The sequence below is a fragment of the Streptomyces sp. NPDC057271 genome, from assembly GCF_042668715.1.
Classification (GTDB): Bacteria; Actinomycetota; Actinomycetes; order Streptomycetales; family Streptomycetaceae; genus Streptomyces.
Genome location: NZ_JBHUYJ010000038.1, coordinates 30,535 through 48,370, shown reverse-complemented (window position 1 = coordinate 48,370; position 17,836 = coordinate 30,535). Strand labels below are relative to the sequence as shown.

17 protein-coding genes, 1 pseudogene and 1 riboswitch are annotated in these 17,836 nt (G+C 72.9%); of the genes and pseudogenes, 7 read left to right on the top strand and 11 right to left on the bottom strand.

Annotation, left to right across the window (positions count from 1 at the left end):
- A pseudogene (locus ACFUJR_RS19220) lies at positions 1-788 on the bottom strand (cobalamin biosynthesis protein CobG); the annotation flags it as partial.
- Positions 789-834: 46 nt separating this feature from the next.
- A riboswitch (cobalamin riboswitch) is annotated at positions 835-968 on the top strand.
- A gap of 38 nt (positions 969-1,006) precedes the next feature.
- Between ACFUJR_RS19220 and cobN the strand changes: the two are divergent.
- Entirely contained in the window at positions 1,007-4,615 is a 3,609-nt protein-coding gene (gene cobN, locus ACFUJR_RS19215) for a cobaltochelatase subunit CobN (RefSeq protein ID WP_383172899.1), read from the top strand.
- A gap of 4 nt (positions 4,616-4,619) precedes the next feature.
- On the opposite strand, the gene abc-f is transcribed toward cobN, so the two are convergent.
- The 3 genes from abc-f to ACFUJR_RS19200 all read right to left on the bottom strand — a co-directional run bounded on the left by abc-f (position 4,620) and on the right by ACFUJR_RS19200 (position 7,501).
- Positions 4,620-6,200: a ribosomal protection-like ABC-F family protein gene (gene abc-f / locus ACFUJR_RS19210; RefSeq protein ID WP_383450571.1), complete on the bottom strand. Its 1,581-nt coding sequence runs from the start codon at positions 6,198-6,200 to the stop codon at positions 4,620-4,622.
- A 133-nt stretch (positions 6,201-6,333) separates the two neighbouring features.
- Entirely contained in the window at positions 6,334-7,287 is a 954-nt protein-coding gene (locus ACFUJR_RS19205; protein ID WP_383172897.1) for a nucleoside hydrolase, read from the bottom strand.
- A gap of 31 nt (positions 7,288-7,318) precedes the next feature.
- Entirely contained in the window at positions 7,319-7,501 is a 183-nt protein-coding gene (locus tag ACFUJR_RS19200; protein WP_383172895.1) for a hypothetical protein, read from the bottom strand.
- Positions 7,502-7,782: 281 nt separating this feature from the next.
- Between ACFUJR_RS19200 and ACFUJR_RS19195 the strand changes: the two genes are divergently transcribed.
- Positions 7,783-8,352 (top strand): hypothetical protein, encoded by a 570-nt coding sequence (locus ACFUJR_RS19195; RefSeq protein ID WP_383172893.1) that lies wholly within the window; start codon positions 7,783-7,785, stop codon positions 8,350-8,352.
- Here the strand turns inward: ACFUJR_RS19195 and ACFUJR_RS19190 are convergent, their stop codons facing one another.
- Positions 8,353-9,051 (bottom strand): PP2C family protein-serine/threonine phosphatase, encoded by a 699-nt coding sequence (locus tag ACFUJR_RS19190; protein WP_383172931.1) that lies wholly within the window; start codon positions 9,049-9,051, stop codon positions 8,353-8,355.
- 230 nt (positions 9,052-9,281) lie between these two features.
- On the opposite strand from ACFUJR_RS19190, the gene ACFUJR_RS19185 reads away from it, so the two are divergent.
- On the top strand, positions 9,282-9,581 hold the full coding sequence (locus tag ACFUJR_RS19185) for a hypothetical protein (RefSeq protein WP_383172891.1): 300 nt from the start codon (positions 9,282-9,284) through the stop codon (positions 9,579-9,581).
- Positions 9,582-9,734: 153 nt separating this feature from the next.
- Here the strand turns inward: ACFUJR_RS19185 and ACFUJR_RS19180 are convergent, their stop codons facing one another.
- The 4 genes from ACFUJR_RS19180 to ACFUJR_RS19165 all read right to left on the bottom strand — a co-directional run bounded on the left by ACFUJR_RS19180 (position 9,735) and on the right by ACFUJR_RS19165 (position 11,975).
- Complete coding sequence (locus ACFUJR_RS19180; RefSeq protein WP_383172889.1) at positions 9,735-10,127, bottom strand: iron chaperone; 393 nt, start codon at positions 10,125-10,127, stop codon at positions 9,735-9,737.
- Between the two features lie 152 nt (positions 10,128-10,279).
- Positions 10,280-10,903, bottom strand: a complete 624-nt coding sequence (locus tag ACFUJR_RS19175; protein ID WP_383172887.1) for a glyoxalase — start codon at positions 10,901-10,903, stop codon at positions 10,280-10,282.
- 244 nt (positions 10,904-11,147) lie between these two features.
- Entirely contained in the window at positions 11,148-11,525 is a 378-nt protein-coding gene (locus ACFUJR_RS19170; RefSeq protein ID WP_383450568.1) for a helix-turn-helix transcriptional regulator, read from the bottom strand.
- Between the two features lie 39 nt (positions 11,526-11,564).
- Positions 11,565-11,975: a VOC family protein gene (locus ACFUJR_RS19165; RefSeq protein ID WP_383180959.1), complete on the bottom strand. Its 411-nt coding sequence runs from the start codon at positions 11,973-11,975 to the stop codon at positions 11,565-11,567.
- Positions 11,976-12,119: 144 nt separating this feature from the next.
- Here ACFUJR_RS19165 and ACFUJR_RS19160 point away from each other — a divergent pair, with 144 nt between their 5' ends.
- A complete protein-coding gene (locus tag ACFUJR_RS19160; RefSeq protein ID WP_383180962.1) occupies positions 12,120-12,599 on the top strand; it encodes an SAM-dependent methyltransferase in 480 nt (159 codons plus the stop codon).
- 278 nt (positions 12,600-12,877) lie between these two features.
- Here the strand turns inward: ACFUJR_RS19160 and ACFUJR_RS19155 are convergent, their stop codons facing one another.
- On the bottom strand, positions 12,878-13,519 hold the full coding sequence (locus ACFUJR_RS19155; protein WP_383180965.1) for a TetR/AcrR family transcriptional regulator: 642 nt from the start codon (positions 13,517-13,519) through the stop codon (positions 12,878-12,880).
- A 206-nt stretch (positions 13,520-13,725) separates the two neighbouring features.
- Here ACFUJR_RS19155 and ACFUJR_RS19150 point away from each other — a divergent pair, with 206 nt between their 5' ends.
- Both ACFUJR_RS19150 and ACFUJR_RS19145 read left to right on the top strand, forming a co-directional pair.
- Positions 13,726-14,961: an NAD(P)/FAD-dependent oxidoreductase gene (locus ACFUJR_RS19150; RefSeq protein WP_383180968.1), complete on the top strand. Its 1,236-nt coding sequence runs from the start codon at positions 13,726-13,728 to the stop codon at positions 14,959-14,961.
- Positions 14,962-15,002: 41 nt separating this feature from the next.
- Entirely contained in the window at positions 15,003-15,899 is an 897-nt protein-coding gene (locus tag ACFUJR_RS19145; protein WP_383180971.1) for an RNA polymerase sigma-70 factor, read from the top strand.
- A gap of 346 nt (positions 15,900-16,245) precedes the next feature.
- Here the strand turns inward: ACFUJR_RS19145 and ACFUJR_RS19140 are convergent, their stop codons facing one another.
- Complete coding sequence (locus ACFUJR_RS19140) at positions 16,246-16,584, bottom strand: MerR family transcriptional regulator (RefSeq protein WP_383450566.1); 339 nt, start codon at positions 16,582-16,584, stop codon at positions 16,246-16,248.
- A 723-nt stretch (positions 16,585-17,307) separates the two neighbouring features.
- On the opposite strand from ACFUJR_RS19140, the gene ACFUJR_RS19135 reads away from it, so the two are divergent.
- The gene (locus ACFUJR_RS19135; protein WP_383172210.1) at positions 17,308-17,667 is read left to right on the top strand and encodes a hypothetical protein; all 360 of its coding nucleotides are present in this window, start codon (positions 17,308-17,310) and stop codon (positions 17,665-17,667) included.
- The last annotated feature ends 169 nt before the right edge of the window (positions 17,668-17,836 follow it).

Genomic DNA, 17,836 nt, shown 5'->3' with positions numbered 1-17,836 from the left:
GCCGGGACCCTGTCGGTGGTGCCCGTCCCGGCGACGCCCGGGAGTTCCCGTACGCGCCAGGCGCCGTTCCCGGCGGCCTGCGCGGCCCGCAGGAACGCGTCGGCCGCGGCGAGCGCCGCGCGCGGCGCGTCGGCGCCCGCGACGCGGAACGCCTGCCCGCCGACACACACCAGCGCGCCGCTCGCGCCCGGCGCCGGATCCGAGGACATGCCCGCGCCGCCCGCCGAGGGCATGCCCGCGCCGCCCGCCGAGGGCCCCGCTTCTGCGATCAAGGTCACATCTCCGCCGAGCCCCGCCACGTCCCCGCGGCCGTCGTCCAGGGCGAAGAGGAAGCGGCCCGAGAGGGCCGCCGTCCAGGGTTCCGCGCACAGCAGCGCGTCCAGCTCGCGGGCCCACAACTGCACGTCCGCGTGGCCGAGTCCGTCCAGTCCGGCCGTCGGGGAGGCGACGATGTTGCGGACGCGTTCGTGGGTGGTCGAGGGGAGAAGCCCCGCCTCCGCCAGGCGGTCCGCCAGTTCCGCGCCGCAGCGCTCGCCGAGGCCCCGCAGCTCCACGTTCCCCCGGGACGTGACCGTCACCCGGCCGTCGCCCAGGGACTCCGCCGCCGACGCCAGAACCTCCACCTGACGTGGCGTCATCAACCCTGCGGGCAGGCGCAGTCGGGCCAGACGGCCGTCGTCGGCGGGGTGCAGTCGGAGCGCCCCGGGGCAGGCGTCGCCACGGTCCCGTATGAGAGGTTCGCCCTGGTCGGGCGCCGGGGGCGTGGTGGGCGGCATGGCCGCGAGCATACCCACGTGAATCCGGGGGACCCCCCGGGCCGTCGAGCGCACGATCTACTATGCAAGCGGCATGGGGTCCCAGGACCCCGGGGAGGAAGCCCGGTGAGAATCCGGCGCGGTCCCGCCACTGTGAGCCAGGCCTCGGAAGGGGCCGGGTGAGTCAGGAACTCCTGCCGTCCACACGACCACCCGGGGCGCGGACAACCCCGAGGAAGGCCTGCGCACGCATGCGAATTCTGTTGCTGTCGCACTCCGACACCGACCTGCTCAGCGCCCGCGCGGCCGGCGGCCCCGTCGCGTACCGGTTCGCCAACCCCGCCCGCCTCGCCCTGGACCACCTGCCCGGGCTCCTGGAGGACACCGACCTCGTTCTCGTACGCCTTCTCGGCGGTCTGCGCGCCTGGGAGGACGGCCTGGACGCCCTGCGGGCCGCGGGGAAGCCGCTGGTCGTGCTCTCCGGGGAACAGGCCCCCGACGCCCAGCTGATGGAGGCGTCCACCGTTCCCGTCGGCGTCGCCACCGAGGCCCACGCCTACCTGGCGCACGGCGGCCCCGCCAACCTGGAGCAGCTGGCCCGGTTCCTCTCCGACACCGTGCTGCTCACCGGCCACGGCTTCGACGCGCCGGCCGCCGCGCCCAGCTGGGGTCCGCTCGACCGGACCCCGCGGAACACGGACGGCCCGACCGTCGCCGTGCTCTACTACCGCGCCCACCACATGAGCGGGAACACCGCCTTCGTCGACTCCCTCTGCGAGGCGATCGAGGACCAGGGCGCCCGCGCCCTGCCGCTCTACGTCGCCTCCCTGCGCGCCCCCGAGCCGGAGCTGCTCGACACCCTGCGCACGGCCGACGCGATCGTCACCACCGTCCTCGCGGCCGGCGGCACCAAGCCCGCCGAGGCACAGGCGGGCGGGGACGAGGACGCCTGGGACGCGGGTGCGCTCGCCGCCCTCGACGTGCCGATCCTGCAGGCCCTCTGCCTCACCGGCTCGCGCGCCGCCTGGGAGGAGAACGACGAGGGGCTCTCCCCGCTGGACGCCGCGAGCCAGGTCGCCGTTCCCGAGTTCGACGGCCGGCTCATCACCGTCCCGTTCTCCTTCAAGGAGATCGACGAGGACGGACTCCCGGCGTACGTCGCCGACACCGAGCGCGCCGCGCGCGTCGCCGGGATCGCGGTACGTCACGCCCGGCTGCGGCACATCCCGAACGCCGAGAAGAAGCTCGCGCTGGTCCTCTCCGCGTACCCGACCAAGCACTCCCGGATCGGCAACGCGGTCGGCCTCGACACCCCCGCGTCCGCCGTCGCGCTCCTGCGGCGCCTGCGCGAGGAGGGGTACGACTTCGGCCCGGTCGAGGAGATCCCGGGGCTGGTCTCCGGGGACGGCGACGAGCTGATCTACGCCCTGATCGAGGCGGGCGGCCACGACCAGGACTGGCTGACCGAGGAGCAGCTGGCCCGCAACCCCGTCCGCATCCCGGCCGCCGACTACAAGCGCTGGTACGCGACCCTCCCGGCCGAGCTGCGGGAGGCCGTCGAGGAGCACTGGGGCCCGGCGCCCGGCGAGATGTTCCTCGACCGGTCCCGGAATCCCGAGGGCGACATCGTCCTCGCCGCCCTGCGGCGCGGGAACCTCCTCATCCTCATCCAGCCGCCGCGCGGCTTCGGCGAGAACCCGATCGCGATCTACCACGACCCCGATCTCCCGCCGTCCCACCACTACCTGGCCGCCTACCGCTGGATCGCGGCGCGCGCCGAGGACGGCGGCTTCGGCGCGGACGCGATGGTCCACCTCGGCAAGCACGGCAACCTGGAGTGGCTGCCCGGCAAGAACGCGGGCCTGTCCGCCGCCTGCGGCCCGGACGCGGCGCTCGGCGACATCCCGCTGATCTACCCGTTCCTGGTCAACGACCCGGGCGAGGGCACGCAGGCCAAGCGGCGCGTGCACGCGACGCTGGTCGACCACCTGGTGCCGCCGATGGCGCGCGCCGACTCGTACGGCGACATCGCGCGCCTTGAGCAGCTGCTCGACGAGTACGCGCAGATCTCCTCCATGGACCCGTCCAAGCTGCCCGCGATCCGCGCGCAGATCTGGACGCTGATCCAGGCGGCGAAGCTCGACCACGACCTGGGCCTGGAGGCCCGGCCGGAGGACGACGGCTTCGACGACTTCCTGCTGCACGTCGACGGCTGGCTGTGCGAGGTCAAGGACGCCCAGATCAGGGACGGTCTGCATGTGCTCGGCGGGGCTCCGGCCGGTCCCGAGCGGGTGAACCTGGTGCTCTCGATCCTTCGCGCCCGGCAGATCTGGGGCGGTACGCAGGCGCTGCCGGGTCTCCGTGAGGCCCTGGGTCTGGACGAGTCCGCCGCGACCCGGACCACCGCCGACGACGCGGAGGCGACGGCGCGTGAGCTGGTCGAGGCGATGGAGGCGGCGGACTGGTCCGTGGACGCGGTCCCGGCGGTCGCCGCCGCGTACGGTCCCGACGTCCAGGCCGTCCTCCGCTTCGCCTGCGAGCAGGTCGTTCCGCGGCTCGCCGCCACGACCGGCGAACTCACCCATGCCGTGCACGCGTTGAACGGCGGCTTCGTCCCTGCGGGGCCCTCGGGCTCGCCGCTGCGCGGCCTGGTCAACGTGCTGCCGACCGGCCGGAACTTCTACTCCGTCGACCCCAAGGCCGTCCCCTCCCGCCTCGCGTGGGAGACCGGCCAGGCGCTCGCCGACTCGCTCCTGGAGCGCTACCGCTCCGACAACGGGGAGTGGCCGACCTCCGTCGGTCTCTCCCTGTGGGGCACGAGCGCGATGCGCACGGCGGGCGACGACGTGGCCGAAGCCCTCGCACTGCTGGGCATCCGCCCCACCTGGGACGACGCCTCGCGCCGGGTGAACGGCCTGGAGCCGGTCCCGCTCGCCGAGCTGGGCCGCCCGCGCATCGATGTCACGCTGCGCATCTCGGGCTTCTTCCGGGACGCGTTCCCGCACGTCATCGGGCTTCTCGACGACGCCGTACGGCTGGCGGCCTCGCTGGACGAGCCGGCCGAGGAGAACTTCGTACGGGCGCACGCGCAGGCCGACCTGGCCGCGCACGGCGACGAGCGGCGTGCGACCACCCGGATCTTCGGCTCGCGGCCGGGTACGTACGGCGCCGGCATCCTCCAGCTGATCGACTCGCGCGACTGGCGCACGGACGCGGACCTCGCCGAGGTGTACACGGTGTGGGGCGGATACGCGTACGGCCGAGGCCTGGAGGGCCGTCCGGCGCGCTCGGAGATGGAGACGGCGTACAAGCGGATCGCGGTGGCCGCGAAGAACACGGACACGCGTGAGCACGACATCGCCGACTCGGACGACTACTTCCAGTACCACGGCGGCATGGTGGCGACCGTCCGCGCGCTGACGGGCACCGCCCCCGAGGCGTACATCGGCGACTCCACCCGCCCGGAGACGGTCCGCACCCGGACCCTGGTGGAGGAGACCTCGCGGGTCTTCCGCGCCCGGGTGGTCAACCCGAAGTGGATCGAGGCGATGCGCCGCCACGGCTACAAGGGCGCGTTCGAGCTGGCGGCGACGGTCGACTACCTCTTCGGCTACGACGCGACGACGGGCGTGGTCGCCGACTGGATGTACGACAAGCTGACCGAGACCTACGTCCTGGACCCGGAGAACCAGGCCTTCCTGAAGGAGGCCAACCCCTGGGCCCTGCACGGCATCGCGGAACGTCTCCTGGAGGCCGAGTCGCGCGGCATGTGGGAGAAGCCCGACCCGCAGACCCTGGCCGCCCTGCGCCAGGTCTTCCTGGACACGGAGGGCGACCTGGAGGACGGTGCCGAGGGCTGAGGCCCTACACCGGGGCCACGTGCGCCGGGGCCAGTTCGAGGCGGCGGCCGGGGAAGGCCCGGCGGAGGCGGCGGTCGTGGGTGACCATGATCAGGGTGCCGGGGTAGGTGGCGAGAGCGGCCTCCAGCTCCTCCACGAGGCCGGGGGCCAGGTGGTTGGTCGGCTCGTCGAGGAGGAGCAGGTCCGTCGGGCTGCCGACCAGACAGGCCAGCTCCAGCTTGCGGCGCTGGCCCGTCGACAACTCCCTTACGGGCGTGGTCAGATCGGCTGCCCCGAAGAGCCCGAGCCGGAGCAGCTCCTCCTCCCGGCCCGGGCCGAACGCCGCGGCGACCGTGCGCGGGTCGTCCGGCGGGGCGCCGTCCTGACGGAGCATGCCGACCCGCGGCGGGGCCGTCACCGTCCCGCCGTCCGGGGCGAGTTCGCCCACGAGGACCTGGAGCAGCGTGGTCTTGCCCACGCCGTTCGGGCCGGTGACCAGGAGGCGTTCGCCGGGGGCCACGCGCAGGGAGTCCAGGCGCAGCCTGCCCTCGACCCGTACGTCCGTCAGCGCGACCGCGCCCGGGCTGCCCCCGATGTCCGCCGTGAACCGCAGCGGCTCCGGGGGCGGCGCCACCGGGTTCTGGTCAAGCCGGTGGAGCTTCTCCCGGGCGGCCCGGATCCGGCTCATCGCGCCGTGCGCCCGTGACCGGGCCCGGAACGCGCCCGCCCCGCTGAAGGCCGCCGGGGCCTTGCGCGGGATGGCGGAGAAGCGGTCGATGTTCGCGTCGGCGAGCGCCGAGTGGCGCGCGATCCCCGTCCGCCACTCCTCGTACTCCCGCTCCCACCGGGCCCGTTCGGCCGCCCGCCCGGTCAGATAGCCCGCGTAGCCGTTGCCGTACCGGCGTACCGTCCGCAGCTCGTGGTCGACCTCCAGGACGGCGGTGGTGACCCCGTCGAGGAAGGCCCGGTCGTGGGTGACGGCGACGACCGTCCCCCGGTGGGTGCGCAGCCGCTCCTCCAGCCAGGCCACGGCCTCGTCGTCGAGGTCGTTGGTCGGCTCGTCGAGCAGCAGCAGTTCGGGGTCGGAGGCGAGGGTCGCGGCGAGCGCGAGGCGTGAGCGCCGCCCGCCCGAGAGGGTGCCCAGGGGGCGGTCGCGGTCGAGCGGTTCGCGCTCGCCGATCCGGCGGAGCGTCGTCTCCACCCGCCGGTCCGCGTCCCGCCCGCCGCGGGCCTCGTACGCGGAGAGCAGCGCGGCGTAGCCGTCGAGGTCCCCGGTGCGCGCGAGCGCCGCCTCGGCCTCCCGGATCGCCCGCTCCAGCCTCCGCACGTCGGCGAGCGCGAGGTCGATCGCGTCGCCCGCGGTCGCCGTGCCCGGGAGGTCCAGGGTCTGGGCGAGGTGTCCGAGACCGCCGGTGGAGTCGACGGCGACGGTGCCGTTGTCGGGCGTCTCCAGGCCGGCGAGGAGCCGGAGGAGGGTGGACTTCCCGGAGCCGTTGTCGCCGACGACGCCGACGCGCTCGCCGGGCCGCACGGTGAGGGAGACACGGTCGAGGACGAGCCGGTCGTCGTAGCGCTTGGTGACGTCGGTGAGTTGGACTCGGAACAAGTGCGGATCCTTCGCGTCGGGGACGAGGGAGGTTGCCGGACGGTGCCGGTCATTGACGATACGATACGAGACGTCTCGTCTCGTGACTCGACCATAGAGGATTGCGCGTCAGCTTGCAAGACGTTCCGTCTCGTCAGTCCGGGGAGCGTTCGCCCAGCACGCGCACGGCCTCCACGATCAGCTCCCAGAAGCCCGCGACGTCGACCTCCATCCCGACCTCCGCGTTGGCCGGGCGTCCCGTCACCCCGAGCAGGTCCACCACCGTCGCGCCCCGCGTGTGCGTGCCCGTCAGCTCGACCGACACCGCCGCCCGTACGAGGCTGATCAGCGACGGGTCGATCAGATGAGCCACCGTCAGCGGATCGTGCAGCGGCGGCGCGTCGAAGCCGTACACCTCGCGGTACGTGCCGGCGAAGTACGTCAGCAGCTCGACGCAGAGCCTGGCCAGCGGCGTGCCGAGCGCCGCGACCCGGGAGACGACGTCGGCGGTCGCGCGGGCCTGGTGGGTGGCGTTGAGCCCGAACATCGTGATCGGCACGCCACTGGAGAAGACGATGTCCGCCGCCTCCGGGTCGCAGAGGATGTTGAACTCCGCGGCCGGGGTGGTGTTCCCGCGCCCCGTCGAGCCGCCCATCAGCACGATCCGCTCGATGCGAGGGGTCAGCTCCGGGTGGGCGAGCAGAAAGGTGGCGATGTTGGTCAGCGGCCCGGTCGGCACGAGCGTCACGGGTGCGGGATGCGCGAGCAGGGTGTCCCGGATCAGGGTGCGGGCGTCGCGCGGGTCCTGCGGGACGTCCGGCTCGCCGTCGCCGAAGCCGGGGCCGTCGAGCCCCGAGCCGCCGTGGATGTTCTCGGCGACGAGCGGCGCCCCGTGCAGTGGCCGGTCCCGGCCGGACGCGATCGGCACCCCGCGGATCCCGGCGGCGGAGCACACCCGACGGGCGTTGAGGGTGGTCTTCTCCACCGACTGATTGCCCGCCACGGTGGTCACGGCCAGCAGGTCCACGGCCGGATGGGCGGCGGCCAGCATGATGTTGAACGCGTCGTCGTGACCGGGATCGCAGTCGAGGATCACGGGTACGGGCATACCTCCACCGTCCCATACGGCCGCACCGCCGTCACGACTCCATGCCGTCCCCCGGTGCCGCCGCGGCGGTCGGCTCCGCCCTGCTCGCGGCCGCCGCCGTCAGGTCGATGGAGGCGTCGCGCACCCCCGAGGCGACCGCGAGCCGTAGCCGGGGCAGCCCGCCGGGCGGCTCGGTGTCCCCGGTGGTCGCCGGGTGTGCCACGGCGCGCTTCATGACCCCATGGTCGCGCGGCCGGTGATCGTACGACAGGCGACCCGGCCTCGCCTCGCGCTGCGGCGGCACCCGGGTGTCGGCCCACGAACGGCCCCGCCCGGAGCGACAAGCCCACCACCTGATCGGAGAATTGCCCTGATCTGCACCCGTGCCAACGAGTGCTCGGGGGAGGCAGGACACGCGACGAGAGCGTCGAGGACCTGAAGACCGACGAAACGGTACGCCGATGAACACACCGGAATCCGACCGCGAACTGGAAGCCCTGCGAGACGACGGTCCGGATGGTCGTGACCCTCGGGGTGGTGCTCGCCGTCGCGGCCTGGCTGTCCGGGCCGGGCCGGTCCGCCACGGTGGTCCGTGAGCTCTGGCACTCGGGCATCTCCGCGACCCGCGCGACGGCCGACCGGGTCGGCCTGCGTACGGGCCCGGTCGGCCCGTTCGTGCGGCGCCACCGGGTGTGGATCACCTGGATCCTGGTGGCGGCGGCGATCCTCGCGTACGTCCTCTGGAGCCACCCCACCGGGTGGGTGGTGCTCGGCCCGGCCCTGGCGCTCCTGCTCGCGCTGGCGGTGGCGGAGTTCCTGGCGGACGAGCCGGAGGAGACGGACGCGACGGACGAGCCGGACGAGCCTGAGGACACGGACGAGCCTGAGGACACGGACGAGCCTGAGGACACGGACGAGCCTGAGGACACGGACGGGCCGGAGGACACGGACGGGCCGGAGGACACGGACGGGCCGGAGGACACGGACGGGCCGGAGGACACGGACGGGCCGGAGGACACGGACGGGCCCGGCGCGCCGGAAGCGCCCTCCCGCCCGGGGGAGGTTCCGGGCGGCGGGAGTTCGTGATCACTCACCGATCCGGACGAGGGCGATGGTGATGTTGTCCGGCCCGCCGGCGTCGATGGCCGCCTTCCACAGCTCGAAGGCCGCCTTGCCGTCGTCGTGGACACGCAGCAGCTCCTCGATCTCGTCCTCGGGCACCGGGTCGGTGAGCCCGTCGCTGCACACGAGACAGCGGTCGCCCGGCGAGAGCGGGAAGGCGGCGACGTGAGGGGCGACCGGCTCGTACGTCAGGCTGCCGCCGAGGGTCTGGGTGACGGCCGACGTGGTGCGATGCCCGGGTGCGGGCGGCGGGCTGTCGTCCACGCTGACCTGGCGCAGCCCGTCCCCGGCCGCGTGGAAGACCTTGCTGTCGCCGACGTTGAACGACAGCAGCGACCCCTCAAGGACGAGCGTGCCCGCGACCGTGGTGCCCATGGTGGCGAGCTCGGGACGGCCGTCGGCGGCCGCGTAGACGGCGCGGTTGCAGAGGGTCAGCGCCTCGCCGACCGTCTCCGGACCGTCGAGCGCGGGTCCCAGCCCCGCGAGCCTGCGGACGACCAGGGCGCTGGCCACCTCACCGCCCGGCTGGCCGCCGAGCCCGTCGGCGACGGCGACGAGGAGCGGTCTGTCCGGCGGGAAGACCAGGGTCTGGGGGGTGTCGGTCACCGTCCCGCACAGAGTCCACGGCCCGACGACGAGGCTGTCCTCGTTGTGCTCGCGCATCAGCCCGGCGTGGCTGAGGGCGGTCACGGCGATGTACGACGCCACGGCATCCGCCTCCTCACGCCTCGTACCCCCATTCTCCCGCGATGCGGCGACTTCGCCCGCGGTCCCGTCGCCCAGCGGGACCGTGTCCCGTGCGGACGACCCGGCATGCGGCGCGCGCCCCTCCGTCGCAGGCTGGTCCTGAACCGCCCGCCCGCAGGGGAAGGCCGAGGAAAGGACGTCCGTCGATGTTCGCGAGGCTGAGCACCTACCAGGGGTCACCCGTACCGCCCGAGGGCGACCTGGCCGCCAAGTCGGAGGTGATCGTCCAGCAGGTCGAGAACCTTCCGGGATTCCGGGGCGCGTACTACCTCGTGGACCGGGTGACGGGGAAGGCGAGGTCGCTGACCCTGTGGGAGGACGAGGCGGCGATGCTGGACAGCGAGGAGCCGGCGGCGCGGGTACGGGACGAGTCGTCCCAGCGGGAGGGCCAGCGGGTGGTCTCGGTGGACCACTTCGAGGTGGCCTTCGTCCGCCTGGTGCCCTGACGGGACGGGCTCCGGCGGACCGGCCCCGGCGGCGTGCGGGTCCGGCGTTGGTCGTGACGGAACCGGCCTCGGCCGCGTGCGGGTCCGCCTCGGCCGTTGCGCGGCCGGCCTCAGTCGCGTACGGGACGGCCCGCGGCCGCTACGAGCGAGGCCTCAGCTCGCCGCGCGCTTGACCAGCGCTTCGATGAACGCCTCGTCGTCGGCGGTGAGCCGCGTCAGGGCGAGAGCGGTCGGCCACATGGTGCCCTCGTCGAGGTTGGCGGGGTCGTTGAACCCGAGGGTGGCGTAGCGCGCCTTGAACTTCGCCGCGCTCTGGAAGAAGCAGACGACCTTGCCGTTCTTGGCGTACGCGGGCATCCCGTACCAGGTCTTCGGCGTGAGGTCCGGAGCGGCGGCCTTCACGACGGCGTGGATCCGCTCGGCGAGGACGCGGTCCGCCTCCGGCATCTCGGCGATCTTCGCGAGCACCTCGCTCTCGCCGTCCGCCTTGGCCGCGCGCGGGCTGCGGCGGGTGGCCTTCTTCAGCTCCTGGGCGCGTTCCTTCATCGCGCCCCGCTCCTCGTCCGTGAAACCGTCGTACGACGTGGCGGCCGAGTCGGTGCTCTTCTTGGCAGGTCCTCTCGCGGTGCTTGGTCGGTTCGGGGAGGGGCGTTCGGGGCGGGTCGGTACGTACTGGTTCGGTTCGTCCTGCTGCGGGTTCAGATCCGGCTGGTGGCCGGGGCGGGCTCCCAGGCGAACCCGTCCGGGTCGGTGAAGGCCTCGGTTCCGCCGCCGAGGACGAGCCGGTGCGAGCCCGTGCCGTCGACGGGGACGCCGACGTCCTTGGCGAGGGCGCGGCGGCCGTACAGGGCGAGCTTGACGGGACCGGATCCGGCGGCGAACTCGACGTACTTGCGGCCGAAGCTCTTCGCCACGGTGAGGCCGTGTTCGACGTAGAACTGCTTGCTCTCGGCCACGTCCGTGGCTCCGAGCAGGAGCACGATCTGGTCGATCCGCCCGGTGGCCGGCCCGGTGTCCTTCTTCTCCGACGTCGCGATCTTCCAGATCGTGCCGTCGGGCGCCCGGACGACGCCGCCGTAGCCCCAGAAGGACTTCGTGGCGGGCTTCAACGCCGTGGCGCCGGCGTCGAGGGCGGCGTCGACGAAGGCCCTGACGTCGGCCGGCCGGGAGACCGTGAGGGAGAGCGAGAAGCCGCGGAAGCCGGTGGTCGGAGCGTCCGAGGCCCGCAGGCGGACGTGGTCGCCCAGACCGAAGGCCGTGTAGAAGCGCTCGGCGGCCGCGGTGTCGGCCACCTCCAGGGTGACGGTGTCGATGGAGTTCATGACTGCCACGCTAGTGACGGCAGGGTCGCCGATGCTTCTCGAATCCTGACCGGTCCGCCGGGCTGCGGTCCGCCGGCCCGACAGCCCCGACAGCCCCGACCGCCCCGACAGTCCGCCGGCCCGACAGTCCGCCAGCCCCGCCGGCCCGCCGCCCCGCCAGTCCGGCGGCCTGACGGCCCCGGCGGCCCCGAAAGCGGCGGCGGTCGCACCGGCCGCCGCGGCGCCGGTAGGCGTCTACCGGCGTCTACCCGGCCGCCGCCCGGCGCCGGTAGACGCCGGGCTCCATGCCGACCCGCTCGGCGAAGTGCGCGCCGAAGGTGCCGGGCGACGAGCACCCGACCTCGGAGCAGACCTCGGCGACGCTGAGGTCGCCCCGGCGCAGGAGCGCCGTCGCGTGCTCGACGCGCCGCGCCATCAGGTACGAGTAGGGCGACCGGCCGTATGCCTGGCGGAAGCGGCGGCCGAGGTGCCCGGGAGCCATGCCGGCGTCACGGGCGAGCCCCTCGACGTCCAGGGGCCGCGCGTACTCCCGGTCGATCCGGTCGCGGACACGGCGCAGCCGTGCGAGGTCCTTCAGATGCTGCGCCGCGACGAGTGCGCGCATCCACGCGGGATGGCACATGGGGGGAACTCCCTTCTGCCGGACGGTCGGCCGGACGGCTCAGCGGACTTCCTGGATGCGGACGAGGTTGCCCGCGGGGTCACGGAACGCGCAGTCCCGCACGCCGTACGGCTGCTGGGTCGGTTCCTGCACGACGTCGACGTCCCCGGCCTGCACCTTCTCGAAGGTGCTGTCGAGGTCCGGGGTGGCCAGCAGGATCCATCCGTACGTGCCCTTGGCCATCATCTCGGTGATGGTGCGCCGCTCGTCCTCGGTGATCCCGGGGTCGGCGGCCGGCGGCGCGAGAAGGATGGAGGTCCCGGGCTGTCCGACGGGCCCGACGGTGATCCAGCGCATCTTGCCCTGCCCGACGTCGCTGCGGACCTCGAAGCCGAGAACGTCCCGGTAGAAGGCCACGGCGGCGTCGGGGTCGTCCTGCGGGAGGACGGTGGTGTGAATGGTGATGTCCATGCCCACCACGCTAGTTGGGCCGGTGGGCCGCCGCTTCTCGATTCCTGACGGCCGGCAGGGGTCTCCGTCCTGGTGACAGAACTCCGTCAAAAGCGCTGAGTACGGTGGACGCCGACCGCTTCCCTCACGCGAACGGAGCACCACATGTCGGAGCGCACATCCACCGTCGAGGTCGTCTCGGATCCGATCGGCCGGGTGGTCGGCGGGCGGGCGGAGGTCCGTGACGACGAATGGGGGGAGGTCTCCGCGGTGATCCGGCTGGACGAGCGCTTCGGGCCGGACGCGCTCGCGGGACTGGACTCCTTCTCGCACGTGGAGGTCGTCTACCACTTCGACCGGGTGCCGGTGGAGAAGGTGCAGACCGGGGCCCGGCACCCGCGCGGCAACACCGACTGGCCGCTGGTCGGCATCTTCGCCCAGCGCGGCAAGAACCGCCCCAACCGGCTCGGTGTCTCCCGTTGCCGCCTGCTGCGCGTCGACGGACGCGACGTCCACGTGCAGGGCCTGGACGCCGTCGACGGCACCCCGGTCCTCGACATCAAGCCGTACATGTCCGAGTTCGGCCCCCGCGGCACCGTCACCCAGCCCGACTGGGCCACCGAGATCATGCGCGAGTACTACTGAGCGTCGGGCCGCCGGGCGCCACCGCTCCCCCTCGACGAGGAGGGGGCCGTCGCCACGGCCGGCGGCCCCACCGGTATCGAGGAGACCGCGCTGCGGGTCCTGGCCGAGCTCGCACGGGTCCCCCGGCCGGCTGCGCGGCCGGGCCACCGCCCGCCGGACCTCCGTCGCCGGCATCGCGCCACCGCCGGGCGCAGCCTGGGCGCCACCGCCCGTCGCAGCCCTGGGCGCCACGAGCCGGCGGAGCGCGACTTCGGCGCCGCCCGAGGCGATGGCCGGTCCTACCGGGAGCCCGCTTCGTGCTCCCTGATCGCCGCCTCCACCAGGGCCCGTGCCGCCCAGGTGATGGCCTCCTCCTCCGCCTGCGGGCCGAGGCCGCGGACGTCGCGCAGAGCGATCTGCGCCTCCCAGCCGACCACGATGGTCAGGGCCGAGATCAGCCGCTGGTACGACTCCGGGCTCAGGGTGTCGCGGAGGGGCTCGCAGGACTGCTCCAGCCACTGGATCCGGCGGGGGCCGCGGCGCGGGGCGGGCGGCTCCTGGCTCTCGCTCGCCGGCAGATCGACGGTCAGGCGGATCAGCCGGCGGCCGAGGGGCAGTGACTGCGGCGAGTACGTCAACAGCGTCCTTATGAGGGCGTCCACCCGGGCGGCGGCGTCGTCGGCGATCGCGGGATCGGCGAGCGCCTGCTCGACCGGGGGCTCGTTGAGCGCGCCGGCGGTCGCGTCGATCAGCAGGTGGTCGAGGCTCGGAAAGTACGTATAGACCGTGCGGCGTGACACGTCGGCGGCCGCCGCGATCTCGTCGATGGACGGCGTCGCTCCGCCGGCGCTCAGCCGGACCGCCGCGTCGACGATCGCCTTACGGGTGCGGCGGCGCTGGGCTTCGCGGCCGCCACGGCGGGCCGGATCGTCCTGGGTCATCGTGCCCTGTCCTCCCGGGGCGGGTGGTTCGGCGGGGTCTTGACGCCCCCTCAGGCAATAAGTATATCTTCGTGCAGTCACTGCACAGCAGTGCAACAAGTGCACTGGCGTGAATCGAATGTCGTACAGGTCACATGGCCGTACGTGTCACAGAGTCCGGGTCGTCGGTGTCTTGAGGTCGAACCCCTTGAAGCGGAGGACACACCATGAGCGAGAACACCGATGTGGTCGTGGTCGGCGGCGGGTACGCGGGCGTCATGGCGGCCAATCGCCTGACGCGGCGCGGCGACGTGACGGTCACGTTGATCAACCCGCGCCGGAGCTTCGTCCACCGGATCCGCCTGCACCAGCTGGTGGGAGGGACGGACGGCGCGGTCGTCGACTACCGGGAGATCCTGGGCGAGGGCGTGCGGCTGGTGGTCGACACCGTGACCCGGATCGACGCGGCAGGACGCAGCGTGGTGCTGGCGTCGGGCGGCACGGTCCGCTACGACTACCTGGTCTACGCGGTAGGCAGTGGCAGCGCCGACCCGAGCGTGCCGGGAGCGGCGGAGTTCGCCTACCCCATCGGCACCTTCGAGGAGGCCGGGCGGCTGCGCCCGGTCCTCGACGCGGCGCCCGCGACGGCCGCGGTGACGGTGGTCGGAGCCGGTCCGACCGGCATCGAGACCGCCGCCGAGCTGGCGGAGGCGGGCCGCGCCGTGACCCTGGTGTGCGGCGGAGTGCTCGGCCCGTACCTGCACCCGCGGGGCCGGCGCTCGGTCGCCAGGCGGCTGGCCCGGCTCGGGGTGACCGTCCTCGACGGCCCCGACACGAGAGTGACGGCCGTGACGCGTGACGCGGTCACGCTCAGCGGCGGCCGCGAGCTGCCGAGCGCGGTGACGATCTGGACCGTCGGCTTCGGCGTACCGGACCTGGCCGTGCGCAGCGGTCTGAGCACCGACGCGCTCGGCCGCCTGCGTACGGACGAGACTCTGACCAGCATCGACGACGAACGCATCATCGCGGCGGGGGACTCGGCGGCGCCGTCGGACCTGCCGCTGCGGATGAGCTGCCAGGCCGCGATGCCGATGGGCGCGCGGGCCGCCGACACGGTGCTCAGCCGGATCGCGGGGGAGCGGCCCGAGACCCTCAACCAGTCCTTCGCCGCCCAGTGCATCAGCCTGGGCCGGGGCGACGGCATCTTCCAGTTCGCCAAGCGGACCGACGTCGCCGTCTGGTTCAAGATCGACGGGCGCCTGGGCGCGAGGCTCAAGGAGACCGTGTGCGTGGGTGTCGTCAGGCACCTGGCCGACGAGGCGGGCAAGCCCGGTTCGTACCGCCTGCACCGCGCCTCGGGAGGCACGCGCGAGCGGCTGCTCCAGGCCGCCGAGCGGTCCGAGACGCCGGCCGCGGCCCAGCGGTCCGGGACGCCGGCCGCGGCCCAGCGGTCCGGGGTCTGAGCGAACACCCGCCGACGTAAAGGACCCTGACGAGAATGCACATGAACGAGCACGCCGCCGACCCGGCGACCGAGGCGTTCGTCGCCCACCGGAACCTGCTCTTCACCGTCGCCTACGAGATGCTCGGCTCGGCCGCCGACGCCGAGGACGTCCTGCAGGAGACCTGGCTGCGATGGGTCAAGGTCGATCTGGGACAGGTGGGCGACGCGCGCGCCTACCTCGTCCGGATCACGACGCGGCAGTCGCTCAACCGACTGCGCACGCTGCAGCGCCGCAAGGAGGCGTACGTCGGCTCCTGGCTGCCGGAGCCGCTGCTCACCGCGCCCGACGTGGCCGATGACGTCGAGCTCGCCGAGAGCGTCTCGATGGCGATGATGCTCGTCCTGGAGACGCTGTCACCGACCGAGCGCGCCGTCTTCGTCCTGCGCGAGGCCTTCGACCTGGGCTACGACGAGATCGCCGCCGCCGTCGACAAGAGCCCCGCCGCGGTCCGCCAGATCGCCCACCGCGCCCGCCGCCACGTCGACGCCCGCCGCCCCCGCCAGGCGGTCCCCCCGAGCGTGGCCCGGACAGCTCTGGAGTCGTTCCGCCAGGCGCTCGAGACGGGCGACCCGCAGGGCCTCCTCGACGTACTCGCCCCGGGGGTCGTCCTGGTCAGCGACGGAGGCGGCATCAAGCAGGCCGCACTCCGCCCGATCGCCGGCGCGGACAAGGTGACCCGCTTCATGCTGGGCGGCCTCGGCAAGAACAAGCGCCCCCTGACCGTCGCCTTCACGGTGATCAACGGCAACCCGGCACTCCTCGTCCATCTGGACGGCGAGATCGACGGCGTCATGGCGATCCACGTCGAGGACACCCGCATCACGGGCCTCTACTACGTCCGCAACCCCGAGAAACTCTCCCACGTAGAGTCGGAAACCCCCCTCACCCTCCGCTGAGACGGACCCCTTGCGCGGCAGGAAGCCCTTTCGTGCGGACGGGTCTGATCGCGCCTCAGACCTCGTCCACGTGGGTGCCGGTGCCGGTGCCGGTGAGTGGCCTGCTGGTGGCGAGCCAGGAGTGGGCGGGTTCCGCGGCGGACCGGGTGTCGACGGTGAGGTGGAGCGTTACTCCCGGTACCTGCAGCCTACTCCGCCCCGTGATCGGACGAGCGGGTCTGACCGGGTGACATCACCCTGCGCATGCGCCGCTCCGTGCGCCGGCCGCGGGTACGCCGGCCGACGTGCAACGTCACGCCTGTATGCGTGCGCGGGGCCCGCCGGGGTACGGCGGGCGCGCTCCGTCTCAGCCCGCGGTCGGCGGGTCGGCCGCTTCGGCGGCGCGGCGGTATTCGGCGTTGATGCGCTGTGCTTCTTCGAGCTGGTCCTCGAGGATGATGATGCGGCACGCGGCCTCGATGGGGGTGCCCTGGTCGACGAGTTCCCGGGCGCGGGCGGCGATGCGCAGCTGGTAGCGGGAGTAGCGGCGGTGGCCGCCCTCGGAGCGCAGCGGGGTGATGAGGCGGGCTTCGCCGATGGCGCGGAGGAAGCCCTGGGTGGTGCCGAGCATCTCGGCGGCCCGGCCCATGGTGTAGGCGGGGTAGTCGTCGTCGTCGAGACGGCCGTACGAGTCGTCTGCTGTCATTTGCACCTCTCTGTGAAACGCGTCGAGGGGCCCTGGTGCCGTCCGGCACCCAAGGCCCCAAGGGACCTCTCCCCCCCCCCCCCGCCCTTATTGCGCGTCGGCGTTCTGTATCCGCTGCCCCGACCTGGCTGCTGTCGGGAGTGCGGGGATCGCGGTTGCTTGACCGGAGACCACCTCACTATCGATGTCCTGCGGTACCCGGGCTGTGACTTCCGCCCGGGCGATCCAGATGGCGCGCGTTCCTCCATTCCTTCCGTTGCCGGGCACTGCGCACTGCGCTCACGGGTACCGCGACTGCCATCACCGCGGTCCCGCTCCGGCGCCCCTGAACACTGCGGGCCACCCGGTCCGGCCGTCAGTCCCGTCGCCTACCTGCAACAACACCGGCTTCGAAACTCCACTGCCGCACCGCCTTGCGCACTGCACCTGCGTACTGCACCTGCGTACTCAACCTGCGTGTACTGCCGGCCGGCAGTCCGTCTCTGCCAGGCCCTGTTGTCTCCTTGGGATACGAGAGAAACCATAGCCGGACCGTCATCGAATATCTACTGTCGGCACCATAGATTTCTGCGTGTCTGCGGTGAGGAAATCGCCGTCGAACGGAGACGCCGCACCAGCCGCGGGCATCCGTCGGGTCTCTGGTCCGAAGACGGTGGCGGACCTTCCCCGCGCAAGCGGCACGGCCGGTCGGAGGCGGGGCGACCCACGATAAAATCGGCTCTCATGTCGAAGCCTGACGAGCTGCTCGTTGACGTCGCCACTCTGGTGGAGTCCGGGCAGAGCAATCAGATGTCCTTGACCGTTGTCACCGGTGGCGCTGTCATCACCGGCCGGCTCGCTCCCGAAGCCGTCTGGAGGCGACGGGTGTCGGAGGTCCTGTCGGACTCGTCCCACCTGGGCGAGTTCTCCGCCGTCTTCACCGCGGCGGCCCGGGGAGAAGGGCCGCCCGCGCATCTGCACTTCCACATGGCCCGGATCCTTCAGGGCACGGTGGGGATCCCGGAGACGGGTGGGATGTACCGCGTCGCGATCGCGGACGTCAGCGCCTGGACGATGGGTGACTTCAGCTATTCCGATCACTGACTTCGCGCCGCGTGGAAAGGCCACGGATACGCGGGAGGGGCCGAACAACCTGTTCCGGTCGGGGCCCCCCGCCCTTTCTGTTTTTGTCCGCGCTTCTCAGGCGCGGTCTGGCAGTCCAACCCCCCCCCCAGCGCCCCACAGAGCTGAGGAGTGTCTGAGCAGGTCGAGA

What these genes read in the sequence shown, in the direction of transcription:
- ACFUJR_RS19195 (WP_383172893.1), top strand. Translation starts at nt 7,783, where the DNA reads ATGGTCGTGACCCTCGGGGTGGTGCTCGCCGTCGCGGCCTGGCTGTCC.
- ACFUJR_RS19185 (WP_383172891.1), top strand. Translation starts at nt 9,282, where the DNA reads ATGTTCGCGAGGCTGAGCACCTACCAGGGGTCACCCGTACCGCCCGAG.
- ACFUJR_RS19150 (WP_383180968.1), top strand. Translation starts at nt 13,726, where the DNA reads ATGAGCGAGAACACCGATGTGGTCGTGGTCGGCGGCGGGTACGCGGGC.
- ACFUJR_RS19170 (WP_383450568.1), bottom strand. Translation starts at nt 11,525, where the DNA reads ATGTGCCATCCCGCGTGGATGCGCGCACTCGTCGCGGCGCAGCATCTG.
- ACFUJR_RS19160 (WP_383180962.1), top strand. Translation starts at nt 12,120, where the DNA reads ATGTCGGAGCGCACATCCACCGTCGAGGTCGTCTCGGATCCGATCGGC.
- ACFUJR_RS19155 (WP_383180965.1), bottom strand. Translation starts at nt 13,519, where the DNA reads ATGACCCAGGACGATCCGGCCCGCCGTGGCGGCCGCGAAGCCCAGCGC.
- ACFUJR_RS19175 (WP_383172887.1), bottom strand. Translation starts at nt 10,903, where the DNA reads ATGAACTCCATCGACACCGTCACCCTGGAGGTGGCCGACACCGCGGCC.
- ACFUJR_RS19205 (WP_383172897.1), bottom strand. Translation starts at nt 7,287, where the DNA reads ATGCCCGTACCCGTGATCCTCGACTGCGATCCCGGTCACGACGACGCG.
- ACFUJR_RS19135 (WP_383172210.1), top strand. Translation starts at nt 17,308, where the DNA reads ATGTCGAAGCCTGACGAGCTGCTCGTTGACGTCGCCACTCTGGTGGAG.
- ACFUJR_RS19200 (WP_383172895.1), bottom strand. Translation starts at nt 7,501, where the DNA reads ATGAAGCGCGCCGTGGCACACCCGGCGACCACCGGGGACACCGAGCCG.
- ACFUJR_RS19190 (WP_383172931.1), bottom strand. Translation starts at nt 9,051, where the DNA reads ATGCGCGAGCACAACGAGGACAGCCTCGTCGTCGGGCCGTGGACTCTG.
- ACFUJR_RS19145 (WP_383180971.1), top strand. Translation starts at nt 15,003, where the DNA reads ATGAACGAGCACGCCGCCGACCCGGCGACCGAGGCGTTCGTCGCCCAC.
- cobN (WP_383172899.1), top strand. Translation starts at nt 1,007, where the DNA reads ATGCGAATTCTGTTGCTGTCGCACTCCGACACCGACCTGCTCAGCGCC.
- ACFUJR_RS19165 (WP_383180959.1), bottom strand. Translation starts at nt 11,975, where the DNA reads ATGGACATCACCATTCACACCACCGTCCTCCCGCAGGACGACCCCGAC.
- ACFUJR_RS19140 (WP_383450566.1), bottom strand. Translation starts at nt 16,584, where the DNA reads ATGACAGCAGACGACTCGTACGGCCGTCTCGACGACGACGACTACCCC.
- ACFUJR_RS19180 (WP_383172889.1), bottom strand. Translation starts at nt 10,127, where the DNA reads ATGAAGGAACGCGCCCAGGAGCTGAAGAAGGCCACCCGCCGCAGCCCG.